11 protein-coding genes are annotated in these 13,073 nt (G+C 64.3%); 1 reads left to right on the forward strand and 10 read right to left on the reverse strand.

Annotated elements, in window-relative coordinates:
• Positions 1 to 56 precede the first annotated feature (56 nt).
• Positions 57 to 1,904: an ABC transporter ATP-binding protein/permease gene (locus tag AFIDRAFT_RS12360; protein ID WP_009339811.1), complete on the forward strand. Its 1,848-nt coding sequence runs from the start codon at positions 57 to 59 to the stop codon at positions 1,902 to 1,904.
• Here the strand turns inward: AFIDRAFT_RS12360 and AFIDRAFT_RS12365 are convergent.
• The 10 genes from AFIDRAFT_RS12365 to tkt form a co-directional block, all read right to left on the reverse strand.
• On the reverse strand, positions 1,901 to 2,353 hold the full coding sequence (locus AFIDRAFT_RS12365; RefSeq protein ID WP_009339812.1) for a GNAT family N-acetyltransferase: 453 nt from the start codon (positions 2,351 to 2,353) through the stop codon (positions 1,901 to 1,903). The genes AFIDRAFT_RS12360 and AFIDRAFT_RS12365 overlap by 4 nt on opposite strands.
• Positions 2,350 to 3,366: a peptidoglycan -binding protein gene (locus AFIDRAFT_RS12370; protein ID WP_009339813.1), complete on the reverse strand. Its 1,017-nt coding sequence runs from the start codon at positions 3,364 to 3,366 to the stop codon at positions 2,350 to 2,352. The genes AFIDRAFT_RS12365 and AFIDRAFT_RS12370 overlap by 4 nt, the downstream gene beginning before the upstream one ends.
• A gap of 4 nt (positions 3,367 to 3,370) precedes the next feature.
• A complete protein-coding gene (locus AFIDRAFT_RS12375) occupies positions 3,371 to 4,378 on the reverse strand; it encodes a MotA/TolQ/ExbB proton channel family protein (RefSeq protein ID WP_009339814.1) in 1,008 nt (335 codons plus the stop codon).
• Positions 4,379 to 4,507: 129 nt separating this feature from the next.
• The gene (locus tag AFIDRAFT_RS12380; RefSeq protein WP_009339815.1) at positions 4,508 to 5,299 is read right to left on the reverse strand and encodes an inositol monophosphatase family protein; all 792 of its coding nucleotides are present in this window, start codon (positions 5,297 to 5,299) and stop codon (positions 4,508 to 4,510) included.
• Positions 5,300 to 5,417: 118 nt separating this feature from the next.
• The gene (locus AFIDRAFT_RS12385) at positions 5,418 to 6,512 is read right to left on the reverse strand and encodes an SEL1-like repeat protein (RefSeq protein ID WP_009339816.1); all 1,095 of its coding nucleotides are present in this window, start codon (positions 6,510 to 6,512) and stop codon (positions 5,418 to 5,420) included.
• Positions 6,509 to 7,189 (reverse strand): thiamine phosphate synthase, encoded by a 681-nt coding sequence (locus AFIDRAFT_RS12390; RefSeq protein ID WP_009339817.1) that lies wholly within the window; start codon positions 7,187 to 7,189, stop codon positions 6,509 to 6,511. The genes AFIDRAFT_RS12385 and AFIDRAFT_RS12390 overlap by 4 nt, the downstream gene beginning before the upstream one ends.
• Positions 7,190 to 7,304: 115 nt before the next feature.
• Positions 7,305 to 8,333 (reverse strand): class I fructose-bisphosphate aldolase, encoded by a 1,029-nt coding sequence (locus tag AFIDRAFT_RS12395; protein WP_009339818.1) that lies wholly within the window; start codon positions 8,331 to 8,333, stop codon positions 7,305 to 7,307.
• A 114-nt stretch (positions 8,334 to 8,447) separates the two neighbouring features.
• Positions 8,448 to 9,647: a phosphoglycerate kinase gene (locus tag AFIDRAFT_RS12400; protein WP_009339819.1), complete on the reverse strand. Its 1,200-nt coding sequence runs from the start codon at positions 9,645 to 9,647 to the stop codon at positions 8,448 to 8,450.
• 151 nt (positions 9,648 to 9,798) lie between these two features.
• Complete coding sequence (gap, locus tag AFIDRAFT_RS12405) at positions 9,799 to 10,806, reverse strand: type I glyceraldehyde-3-phosphate dehydrogenase (RefSeq protein WP_009339820.1); 1,008 nt, start codon at positions 10,804 to 10,806, stop codon at positions 9,799 to 9,801.
• A gap of 98 nt (positions 10,807 to 10,904) precedes the next feature.
• Complete coding sequence (tkt, locus tag AFIDRAFT_RS12410; RefSeq protein WP_009339821.1) at positions 10,905 to 12,911, reverse strand: transketolase; 2,007 nt, start codon at positions 12,909 to 12,911, stop codon at positions 10,905 to 10,907.
• Between the last annotated feature and the right edge of the window lie 162 nt (positions 12,912 to 13,073).

Consider the following 13,073-nt stretch of genomic DNA (forward strand, 5'->3'; position numbering starts at 1 on the left):
AGCGCGGTATCTGCAGCCTATTGGGAAGCCTGAAGAAAGACAGCGGTGTTGGCGCGATGAACGTGGTGGAACGCATCCCGGCGGAGGGGCAGGTCGTGCCGGCTTCGGCCGAAGTGAAGGCAGCTGAGCCGACGGCCGCGCCGCCGGAGACCAAGACTCGCCGCCCCGGCCTGCGGCCCTTGCTCGCGCTTGCGCCCTATGTCGGACGCTATCGTGGCCGCGCCATCGGGGCGCTGGTGGCGCTGATCATCGCCTCGCTGGCTACACTGGCTGTTCCTCTCGCCGTTCGCCGCATGATCGATTTCGGGTTCAGTCCCGAAAGCGTGGCGATGATCAACAACTACTTCAGCGTGATGATCGGCGTCGTCGCCGTGCTCGCGGCCTCCAGTGCGATGCGCTATTATTTCGTCATCACCATCGGCGAACGCATCGTCGCCGATCTGCGCAGCGATGTGTTCAAGCATCTCACGCGGCTGTCGCCATCTTTCTTCGACACGGCCCATAGCGGCGAGCTTGTCTCGCGGCTGACCGCCGACACCACCCAGATCAAGTCGGCGGTCGGTGCGTCCGTATCCATCGCGTTGCGCAATCTCGTGTTGTTCGTCGGTGCCGCAGCGATGATGGTGGTGTCGAGTCCCAAGCTATCCGGCTTCGTGCTCGCCGCGATCCCGCTGATCGTGCTGCCGCTGGTCGCCTTCGGGCGCCGGGTGCGCAAACTGTCGCGCGGCGCGCAGGACACACTTGCGGAAGCGTCATCCTATGCTTCCGAGTTGATTGGTGCGATCCGCACCTTGCAGGCGTTCACGAACGAGTTGCTGGCGCAGGCACGGTTCGGCGGCGAAGTCGAGCGCGCCTACGAGGCCGCGCGGGCCTCGACGCGCGCACGCGCGTGGCTCACCGCCGTCGTGATCTTTCTGATCTTCTCCAGCGTGGTGGCGATCCTGTGGGTCGGCTCGCACGACATCGTCACCGGGCAGATCACCGCAGGCCGGCTTGGGCAGTTCGTGCTGTATGCGGCGTTCGCCGCCGGCGCGCTCGGCGAGTTGAGCCAAGTCTGGGGCGAGATCGCGCAGGCGTCAGGTGCGGCCGAGCGGCTGTTCGAAATCCTCAACGTGAAATCCGACATCACCGCGCCCGCCAACCCGAAGCATCTGCCCGAACCCGCGCGCGGCGACATCGTGTTCGATCGCGTGCGCTTCGCCTATCCCACGCGGCCTGATGCCTTCGTGGTGGATGACGTGTCGTTCGCGGTGAATGCGGGCGAAAAGATCGCGGTGGTCGGCCCCTCGGGCGCGGGCAAGAGCACGCTGTTCCATTTGTTGCTGCGCTTCTACGATCCGCGAAATGGCTCGATCACCTTCGACGGCGTGCCGATCGACGAGGTGACGCCGGAGCACCTGCGCTCGCGCATCGCGCTGGTGCCGCAGGATTCGGCGATCTTCGCCGCGACCGCGCGGGAGAATATCCGTTTCGGCCGCCCCGATGCCTCCGATGCCGACGTCGAACGCGCCGCCGAGCAGGCGCACGCCACGGAATTCCTGCGCCGCCTGCCGGACGGCTTCGAGACCCAACTCGGCGAGCGTGGCGTCACGCTGTCGGGCGGCCAGCGCCAGCGTATCGCGATCGCGCGCGCGATCCTGCGCGATGCACCGCTGCTGCTGCTCGATGAGGCAACATCGGCGCTCGACGCCGAAAGCGAGACGCTGGTGCAGACCGCGCTGGAAGAATTGATGCAGCACCGCACCACGCTGGTGATCGCGCATCGTCTCGCCACGGTGCTGTCGTGCGACCGCATTCTGGTGATGGAGCACGGCCGCATCGTGGAGCAGGGCACCCATGCCTCGCTTGTCGCCGCGAACGGGCTCTATGCGCGGCTGGCGCGATTGCAGTTCGAAGGCGGCTAGCGCGCGGTTTTTGGCCGCTCCCATTGCATCCCGTGCACCGCGCGGCCCGATGTCGGGTTCACGTCGTCATGCGTATGGCGGAAGCCGTGACGCTCGTAGAAGCGGATGGCGCGAGCATTGTCCGCGTTCACCAAGAGGGTGATCGTCCCGGATGATTGCTGCTTGGCTTCATTCACCAGATCGTCGGCTGCGCCTGAGCCCCATGCCTCCGGAGCGACGACAAGCTGGTCGAGATAGCCGGAACCATCAAGCGTGACGAAGCCGATCGCGCCTGCGTCGCTCTCCGCGACCGTGATGCGGGTGGCCGGGACCAATTCCGTGCGCCAGCGCTCGCGCCATGCCCTGACGCGCTCGCCGAAATCGATCGAGGGGTAGGCGTATTGCCAGGTGCGCTGCCACAGCGCGATCAGCGCGTCTTCGTCGGCTGCGCTGTAGGGGCGCAGCCTCATTTCTCGGTGAGCTTGAGTTCGATGCGGCGGTTACGCTTGTAGGCTTCTTCCGTGGTGCCGGTATCGAGCGGCTGGAATTCACCGAAGCCTGCGGCCACCAGCCGCTGCGGCGACACTCCGCGCGAGATCAGATATTGCACCACCGAGATCGCGCGCGCCGCCGACAGGTCCCAGTTTGATTTGAATTGCGGGCTGTTGATCGGCCGCACGTCGGTGTGGCCGTCGACGCGCAGCACCCACGGAATTTCCGCCGGGATTTTCTTCTCAAGATCGCCCAGTGCGGTGGCAAGCTGGTCGAGTTCGTTGCGGCCTTCCGGCAGCAGCGCCGCGCTGCCGGAGTCGAAGAACACTTCGGACTGGAATACAAAGCGGTCGCCGACGATGCGGATGTCTGGACGGTCGCCGAGGATCGTGCGCAGACGCCCGAAGAATTCGGAGCGATAGCGCGACAATTCCTGCACCCGCTGCGCCAGCGCGACGTTGAGGCGCTGGCCGAGGTCGGCGATCTTCTCCTGCGATTCCTTGCCCTTCTGCTCGGAGGCATTCAGCGCATCTTCCAGCGCGGCCAACTGGCGGCGCAGTGCACTGATCTGCTGGTTCAGTACCTCGACCTGCGCCAGCGCCCGCTCGGAAATCTGTTTCTCGGTGGCGAGTTGCTTGTTGAGGTCGCCGCCGCCCGCGCCGCCGCTGAGGCTTTCAATCTGCCCTTTTGCCCGGTCGCGCTCGGCCTCGGTGGTCGCGAGGCTCGCGCGCAGTTGCGCGATCTGGTCGTTGAGGTTGCCGCTCGTCACTTTTTCCAGCGACAGGAGATTGGTGAGCTGCGCGATCTGCGCGTTCAGCCGCTCCAGCGCCTTGTCCTTGCCGGAGACTTCCTGCGACAGATAGAACTGCACCACCAGAAACACCGACAGCAGGAACACGATGGCGAGCACCAGCGTGGAGAGCGCGTCGACGAATCCCGGCCAGTAATTGAGGCCGGTGCCGCCGTTGTGGCGTGAGCGACCCAACGCCATGACGTCAGGATTCCCGCTCGAGTGTGCCGGGGGCGCGCGCGATGCGTTCCAGCAGTTTCTTGATCTCGGCGTTCTGCTCGCCTTGCGAATCCGCCCATTCGCGGATCAGGCCCTGTTCCTCGCGCATATGGTTGACGAGCCCCTGGATCGCTTCGGCGAGATTCGCCATGGCGGTGGTACCGGCGCGGTTGGAGCCCATGTTTTCGACTGCCTCGCGGAGCCGCTCAATTGCAGGGGCCATGTCGGCCGCGGTGCCGGTGAGCGCGGCGTCACCTGCATATTCGCGCACGGTGCCCGCGAGCCAGTCTTCAAGATCGGTATAGAAGCGATTCTGCGCTTGGCTCGATTGCAGATCGAGGAAGCCGAGGATCAGCGATCCCGCAAGGCCGAATAGCGAGGATGAGAATGAGATGCCCATGCCGCCGAGCGGCGCGGCGAGGCCTTCCTTCAGCGTATCGAACATCGCGCCCGCTTCGCCGCCGACTTTCAGCCCGTCGATCACATGGCCGACGGAGCCGACGGTCTCGATCAGGCCCCAGAAGGTACCAAGCAGGCCGAGAAAAACCAGAAGGCCGGTCATGTAGCGCGAGATGTCGCGCGATTCATCAAGGCGCGTGGCGATGGAATCCAGCATATGCCGCATGGTCTGCTGGGTGATGCTCATCCGTCCCGAGCGGTTGGAGAGGATCGCGGCCATCGGCGCGAGCAGCACCGGCCGCCGGTCGAGCGCGAGGCCGGGATCGGAGACGCGGAAGTGATTGACCCATGCGACTTCCGGATAGAGCCGGAGCACCTGCCGGAACGACAGCAGCGTTCCGATCAGCAGCACACCGCCGATCAGCGCGTTGAGGCCGGGGTTGGCGAGGAAGGCGGTCCAGATCTGCTTGTAGAGGATGACACAGACGAGTGCGCACAGCACCAGAAACACCAGCATCCGGACCAGGAAGATCCGCGGTGACGACAGTTTCGTGACGACGATGTCGTCAGCAGTAACAGGAGGGTGCTTCGCCATGCGGGACTATCGCTCCTCGTTGAGACGCCAGCCTACTATGGCATGACGGGTCGAGGAAACCCGCACCGAAAGATGTTGTGTGGAACTTAAGTCGGTACGGCTCTCGCCGCCGCGGTTTGTGCAGCGCTATCAGCCCAGCGGCTTGAGGATTTTTACCAGCTCGCGCTGGATGATCTCGTTGCCGCACACGACGTTGCCGGTTTCGAGCGCGGTGTCACCGCCCTCGATGCCGCTGACGGTGCCGCCTGCCTCGCGCACGATGATAAGGCCTGCCGCAATGTCCCACGGCTGCAAGTTGCGCTCCCAGTAGCCGTCGAGGCGGCCGGCAGCGACAAACGCCATGTCGAGGGATGCCGCGCCGAAGCGGCGCAGGCCCGCGACACGCGGCTGCAACTCCGCCATCTCGCGGCGCGACAGTTCATGATCGCCACGCCCGATGTGCGGCAGGCCGCAGGCGATCACGCAATCCTCGAGTTTCTTGCGGGCGGCGACGCGCAGCCGCGTGTCGTTGAGGAAGGCGCCCTTGCCGCGCTCGGCGATATAGAGTTCTTCATTGCCGGGATTGTAGATCACGCCGGCGATGATCGTGCCCTCGCGCTGCAAGGCGATCGAGATCGCGAATTGCGGAATGCCGTGCAGGAAGTTCGTGGTGCCGTCGAGCGGGTCGACGATCCATGTGTTGCTCTTGTCGGTGCCCTCGCGGGTGCCGCCTTCCTCGCCGAGGAAGCCATAGCCGGGGCGCGCCTTGATGAGGTCGTCGTAGAGCATCTGCTCGGCGCGGCGGTCGGCCGCCGAGACGAAATTGGCGGGTCCCTTCAGCGACACCTGAAGATTTTCGATTTCACCCAGGTCGCGCTTGAGGCTGCGGCCGGCGCGGCGCGCGGCCTTGACCATGACGTTGATGAGGGCGGAATGAATCATGGTGCGCGATCTTGGGTGAGGGAAAAGGCGGAATAATCCAGCGTTCAGGCGAGGGTATTGGCGTCAAAGGCCCATCAGGTCAAGTGCAGTGGCGTCAGGGGTGCCCGGCACACCGGGCTTATTTGATGCCGAACCATTTTTTGGCGGCCGCTTCGGCCTTGGCGCGGTCTTCCGCCGGGAGTTGCGCCATCTGGGCATCGAGGTCGGGATCGCTGGCACCGGCGGTCTTGGCGATCAGGTGCCATTTGAAACCTTCGACCTTGTTCTGTGGCGCGGCTTTGCCCTCGATCAGGACGTGGGCCAGCCGGTTCTGCGCGATCGGGCTGCCTTGCCGCGCGGCGCGGTTGAGCAGCGCGACGGCGGTGCGCTCGTCGCGGTTGACACCGGTGCCATTGAACAGCGCGATGGCATATTCGACCTCGGCATCGAGGTTGTCGGCGAGCGCGGCGGCGCCCAAAAGCTTCGCGGCCTCGACCGGATTCTTCTCGACGCCACGGCCTTCCTTGTAAAACGTGGCGAGCGCGTATTGCGCCTCCGGGTTGCCCTTATCGGCGGCCTGACGAAACAGCTCGGCCGCGCGCTTGATGTCTTGCGGAAACACCTGACCTTCGAGATAGAGCAGGCCGAGATTGTAAGCGGCTTCCGGCTTGCCGAGCTTGGCGGCTGCGGCGAGCAGTTTCGCGCCTTCGTTGCGGTCGACGGTGCCGCTGCGCCCGGAGATATACATCATGCCGAGCGCGAAGATCGCCTCGCGGTCGCCGCGGTCGGCGGCCTTCTTGTACCAGCTTGCGGCGAGCGGCTCGTCGCGCTTGACGCCGAAGCCGTTGGAATAGATTTCGCCGATCAGCGTCATCGACTTCGGATCGCCCTTCTCGGTCGCGCGCCGGATGGCAAGCGCCAGCGCGGTCTTGTAACGGCCTTCCTGAAACGCGCCGTAGGCGAGATCGACGTTCGGATCGTCGGATTCCGGCGGCAGGGTGACGGTATTGGCGGCGGCGGGTTGTGCGGACGCCTTCGGGGCGGTCTTCGGTGCCACTTTGGGCGTGGTTTTCGGCGAAGCCTTTGGTGGAGCCTTGGGTCTGGGCGCAGCCTTCGGCGGCTGTACGGGTGCGGGCTGCGCGGAAGGCAGCGCCATCTGTGCGAAGCTGTTGCCGCTCGCAAGGCAGAACGTCGTAGCCGTCAACAGAACCGTGAGACGAGACGCGCGGATCATGTGTGCGACGCCTGTGTTGCGCCGAATGCCTGATTGAAACGCTCGGCGATCACGGCCTGCGCCTCGGCCAAGGCGGCCTTCGGTCCGCGCGCATCGCTCCAGACGAAATCGGCGACCATGATGAAGTCGGCACCGGAGCCGGCGAACAGCGCTGCTTCCTCCAGCGTCGCGGCATAGCCGACGCAGGGCGGCTCGAACAATTCGGCCCACCATTGCAGCCGTTCGAAGATCGCATCTGGAGATGGACGCTCGCCATGGCTGTCGGGCTCGCCGAACAGCAGATAGTCCGCGCCGTTTTCGCCCGCGAGCATGGCGTCATGACGGGTGTGCAACTGCCCGACGCCGAGAATGCGCTGCGGCTTGAGCGAGGATGCGTCCTCCATCCCCTGCAAGCCGTCGACGTGGGCGCCGTCTGCGCCCGCGCGCGCGACGAGATTGTGATGATGCTCGACCAGAAGCGCCGTACCGGCCTTCTGCACAGGGACCACGAGGGTCTTGATGCGCGAGGTCAATGTGCGCTCGTCGGCGTCCGCTAGGCGGAGCAACAGCGCCGCGATGTCGAATTCAGCAAGCAGCGGCGGCAACGATGCGGCGAACGCCGCCGTGTCGTCGAGCGCGGGCGTGGCCAGATAGAGGCGGGGCGCGGGCCGGGCAGATGAGGAGGATTTAGGGGCCATGGGAAAATCGGTAACCGACGATCAGGAAGGCCACAAGCCTTGAAGCAAAAATGCGCCGCGGATGCGGCGCATTTTCACATTTCGAGCAGTTCGAATTTTAGGTGTCGAGGCTGCTTTACGCCGCCTTTTTGCCTTCAAGATCGGCCTTCCATTCGCCCTTGCTGGCGAGGCCGTTCATGCGGGCGCGATGCTCGAATGCAGCTTGCGCTGCCGGCACGTTCTCGGACTTGCCCGACCATGCCTTCTGCGGCGCGGCCTGCAGCGCGCGGCCGTAGGAGAAGGTGAGCTTCCACGGCAGGCCGCCGATCCGGTTCATGGCGTCGAGATGCGCGGTCGCCTCCTCGTCGGACTGGCCGCCCGACAGGAACGCGATGCCCGGCACCGCCGACGGCGTGGTGTTCTTCAGCATGCGAATGGTCTTTTCTGCGACTTCCTGCACCGAGGCGCGCTTGGCTGCCTTCTTGCCGGAGATCGCCATGTTCGGCTTCAGGATCATGCCTTCCAGCGCGACCTTCTGGTAGTAAAGCTCCTGGAAGACTTCCTTGAGCACGAACTCAGTGACTTCGTAGCAGCGGTCGATGTCGTGATCGCCGTCCATCAACACTTCCGGCTCGACGATCGGAACGATCTGCGCCGCCTGGCAAAGGGCTGCATAGCGCGCGAGCGCATGAGCGTTGGTGCGCACGGCGGTGTAGCTCGGGATACCCTTGCCAATGTCGATCACGCCGCGCCATTTCGCGAAGCGCGCACCGTGCTCGTAATATTTCTTCAGGCGCTCGGCGAGCTTGTCGAGGCCGACGGTGATGAGTTCGCCGGGGCAGCCGGGCAGGGCTTGTGTGCCTTCATCGACCTTGATGCCGGGAATGGAGCCCGCCTGTTCGATCAGCTTGACCAGCGGCGTGCCGTCCTTCGCCTTCTGCCAGAAGGTTTCGTCGTAGAGGATAACGCCGGAGATATTTTCGGTCATCGCCTTCTTCGAGCGAAACAGCAGTTCGCGATAGTCGCGGCGGCTGTCTTCGGTCGACTCCACGCCGATCGGGTCGAAACGCTTCTTGATGGTGCCGGAGGATTCGTCGGCAGCCAGAATGCCGCGCCCGGGCGCGACCATGGCATTGGCTACCTTGTTGAGGTCAGCGAGATTCATCGAGCTCTCCTGCAAGCGACTGATCTAAGGGATGGGGTTTCGGTTGTTGTAATTCGTGGACGGGTGGCCGGTTCCGCCCCATTCGGGCCAATCTACCCAAACGGCGCGGGATTGTCATTTGGCCCGCAGCACCTCGACGCCGGGCAGCGGCTTGCCTTCCATCCATTCAAGGAAGGCACCGCCTGCGGTCGAGACATAAGTAAAGTCGGGCGCGACACCGGCATGGTTGAGGGCTGCGACAGTATCGCCGCCGCCCGCCACCGAGATCAGCTTGCCCTCGCGGGTGAGGCCGGCGGCATGGCGCGCGGCCTGCACGGTGCCGCGGTCGAACGGCGACAGCTCAAACGCGCCGAGCGGACCGTTCCACACCACCGTCTTGGCGTCGTCGAAGGCGGCGCGCACACGATCCACGGACTTCGGGCCGACATCGAGGATCATTGCGTCGGCCGGGATGGCGTCGAGGCCGCAGGCCTGCGACGGCGCATGAGCAACGAACTCACGGGCGATCACTGCGTCTACCGGCAGGATCACGGCGCACTTGGCGGCTTCGGCTTTTTCCAGAATCCGCAACGCGGTCGGCGCCAGTTCCTTTTCGCAGAGCGACTTGCCGACATTCACGCCCTGCGCATGCAGGAAGGTGTTGGCCATGCCGCCGCCGATCACCAGCGCATCGACCTTGGTGACGAGGTTTTCGAGAAGATCGAGCTTGGTCGAGACTTTCGCGCCGCCGATTACGGCAGCGACCGGATGGGTCGGCGCTTCCAGCGCCTTGGTCAGCGCGTCGAGTTCGGCCTGCATCGAGCGCCCGGCATAGGCGGGCAGCACATGGCCGAGGCCTTCGGTCGAGGCGTGGGCGCGGTGCGCGCAGGAGAAGGCGTCGTTGATCCAGATATCGCCGAGCTTGGCGAGTTCGGCGACAAAAGCAGGATCGTTCTTTTCCTCGCCTTTATGGAAGCGAGTGTTCTCGAGGCAAATGATGTCGCCGGGCTTCATCCAGGACACGGCATCCTCCGCCTTCTTGCCGATGCAGTCGTCGACGAACTCGACGTGCCGCCGCAGCATGTAGGCGAGCGTGATCGCGACGGGCTTCAGCGATTCCTTCGGATTGACCACGCCTTTGGGCCGGCCGAAGTGCGAGAGCAGGATAACCTTGCCGCCCTTTTCGGCGATCTCCGTAATGGTCTTGGTGACGCGCTCGAGTCGCGTGGCGTCGGAGACGCGGCCATTGTCCATCGGGACGTTGAGATCGACACGCAAGAGGACGCGCTTGTTGTGCACGTCGACGTCGTCGAGGGTGCGAAAGAGGCTAGTCATGGGTCTCCTTGTCCCCGAACCCGATGCATCGCCATCGGCGCGTGAATATGCGTCACCGACGCGCGGACGACGGAAGCTTGAACCGCCGTCCTCGTGAAGCGGTTCCGGGCGGCGCGCCGTTACATGGATCGCGTCGCCCGGAAAATTTAGGTCAGATCAGCTTGCCCATCGCGACAGCGGTATCGGCCATGCGGTTGGAGAAGCCCCACTCGTTGTCGTACCACGACATCACGCGCACCAGCTTGCCGCCCTGCACCTTGGTCTGGTCGGTGGCGAAGATCGAGGAGTGCTGGTCGCCGTTGAAGTCGATCGACACGTTGGGATGATCGGTGACGCCAAGAATGTTCTTGAGCTGCTGTTGCGAGGCGCGGCGGATCGCGTCGTTGACCTCATCCTTGGTGGTCTCGCGCTTGGCGACGATCTTGAGATCGATCACGGAGACGTTCGGTGTCGGCACGCGAATCGAGACGCCATCGAGCTTGCCCTTGAGTTCGGGCAGCACCAGGCCGATGGCCTTGGCCGCGCCGGTCGAGGTTGGGATCATCGACAGGCCGGCGGCGCGGGCGCGATAGAGATCCTTGTGCACGGTATCGAGCGTCGGCTGGTCGCCGGTGTAGGCGTGGACCGTGGTCATGAAGCCGGTCTCGATGCCGACGGTGTCATTCAGCACCTTGGCGACCGGCGCGAGGCAGTTGGTCGTGCAGGAGCCGTTCGAGACGACGACGTGATCCTTTGTCAGCGTGTCATGGTTGACGCCGAAAACGATGGTGGCGTCGGCGCCGTCGGCGGGAGCGGAGACCAGCACGCGCTTGGCACCAGCGGTGAGGTGTGCGGCCGCCTTGTCGCGCGCGGTGAAGATGCCGGTGCACTCCATCGCGATGTCGATGTTGAGCTCCTTCCACGGCAGCGTCGCGGGATCGCGGATCGCGGTGACCTTGATCTTGCCGTAGCCGATATCGATGGTGTCACCGTCGACCTTCACTTCGCCGGGGAAACGGCCATGCACCGAGTCGTAGCGGAGCAAATGGGCGTTGGTCTCGACCGGGGCCAGATCGTTGATCGCAACCACCTGGATGTCGGTGCGCTTGGACTCATGTATCGCACGCAGCACGTTGCGGCCGATGCGGCCAAATCCATTGATCGCGACGCGGATGGTCATTCCATTCTCCTTAAAGCCTGAATTGACGTTTTTCGGGGCGGTTTTGCCCCGAATGACGCCCTGATGCAATTATCCGAAGCGGCAATATCCATGCAGGGTTACCGCTTGAGCCGGGCTTCGGCAGCGGTGGCGACTGCCTCCGCCGTGATGCCGAAATGGCTGTACAGCGTCTTATATGGGGCGCTGGCGCCGAATCCGCTCATGCCGACGAAGATTCCGTCCGAGCCGATGATGGCGTCCCAGCCCTGTCGAATCGCGGCTTCCACGCCGACCTTCACCGGTGCATTGCCGATCAGCGCTGCGCGCACGGCTTCCGGAGCCTCCAGGAACAGGTCCATGCATGGCACCGACACCACCCGCGCGGCGATGCCACGCGCGGCGAGCAGCTTCTGCGCTTCCACCGCCAGCGAGACTTCCGAGCCCGAGGCGAAGATCGAGACCTTCGCTTCGCCATCGGCCTTGGAGATTTCGTAGGCGCCGGCGGCGCATTTGTTGTCGGCGTCATTGCTGCGGCGGAGCTGCGGCAGGTTCTGGCGCGTCAGTGCGAGCACGCTCGGGCGGTCTTTCGCCTCCAGCGCAAGCTGCCAGCACTCCAGCGTCTCAACGGTGTCGCACGGCCGGAACACGTTGAGGTTCGGGATCGCGCGCAATGCTGCGACATGTTCGACCGGTTGGTGCGTCGGTCCGTCCTCGCCCAATCCGATGGAATCGTGGGTCAGCACATGGATGACGCACTCGCCCATCAGCGCGGCGAGCCGCAGCGACGGACGCAGGTAGTCGGAGAACACCAGGAACGTACCGGAATACGGAATGATGCCGCCGTGCAGCGCCATGCCATTCATCGCTGCCGCCATGCCGTGTTCGCGAATGCCATAGTTCACGTAACGTCCACCGTAATTGTTGGCGGAGATCGCGACCATGTCCTTGATGCGGGTGTTGTTGGAGCCGGTGAGATCCGCCGAGCCGCCGACCATTTCCGGCACCGCCGGGATCAGCACTTCCAGCGCGCGTTCCGACGCGGTGCGCGTGGCGATGTCCTTCGGAGCCTCCGCCAGCGCCGCCTTCATCTTGGCGACGGCATCCTTGAGCGCCTTCGCGGGCAGATCGCCCTTCATGCGGCGCTCGAATTCCGCGCGCTGTCCAGCATCCTTGGAGGCGAGCTTCTTCGCCCATTCGGCGTGAACGGCTGCGCCGCGCGAACCGGCGGCGCGCCAGGCCTCGAGAATGTCGGCGGGGATTTCAAACGGCGGTGCATCCCAGTTCAGTTGCTTGCGCGCGCCCGCGATTTCTTCGGCGCCGAGCGGCGAGCCGTGCGACTTCGAGGTGCCCGCCTTGGTCGGCGCGCCGAAAGCGATAGTAGTCTTGCAGGCGATCAGCGTCGGGCGATCAGACTTCTGCGCGCGCGCGATCGCATCCACGATAGCGTCGTGATTATGACCGTCGATGCGCTCAGCGGCCCAGCCCGCGGCTTCAAAACGCTTCACCTGATCGACCGAATCCGACAGCGAGATCGCGCCGTCGATCGAGATGCCGTTGTCGTCGAACAGCACGATCATCTTGTTGAGCTTGAGATGGCCTGCAAGCGCGATGGCTTCCTGGCTGATGCCTTCCATCAGGTCGCCATCGGAGGCGAGCACGTAGGTGGTGTGATCGACGATGTCGCCGCCGAACTCGGCCGCGAGGTGACGCTCCGCGAGCGCCATGCCGACGGCTGTTGAAATACCCTGACCGAGCGGACCGGTGGTCATCTCGATGCCGGGGGTGATGAAGTTCTCCGGATGTCCCGGCGTCAGCGAGCCGAGCTGACGGAAATTCTTGATCTGATCGATCGTCATCGCCTCGTTGCCGGTGAGATACAGCAACGCATAAAGCAGCATCGAGCCGTGACCGGCCGAGAGCACGAAGCGGTCACGGTCAGCCCATTTCGGATCGCGCGCATCGAACTTCAGGAACTGTGTGAAAAGCACGGTGGCGATGTCGGCGGCGCCCATCGGCAGGCCGGGATGACCCGAGTTTGCTTTCTCCACGGCGTCCATCGCGAGAGCGCGGATCGCGTTGGCCATGCGGGACGGATCGACACGCGGGGTCTTCGCTTGAAACGTCATGGATCGGGACCTGAAAAATGTTTCCAAAAAGGCGGGATATTGCAGTCGTATGACCGCGGCCGGTGGATAGCACCGACGCACCCGTGAGTCCAAGAATCAAACGGGAAATCAACGCGCGGAGGAGGTGTTCGAAAGACGAATGCCACACGATTGCCGCGCTTA

The sequence above is a fragment of the Afipia sp. 1NLS2 genome, assembly GCF_000178995.1.
Classification (GTDB): domain Bacteria; phylum Pseudomonadota; class Alphaproteobacteria; order Rhizobiales; family Xanthobacteraceae; genus Afipia.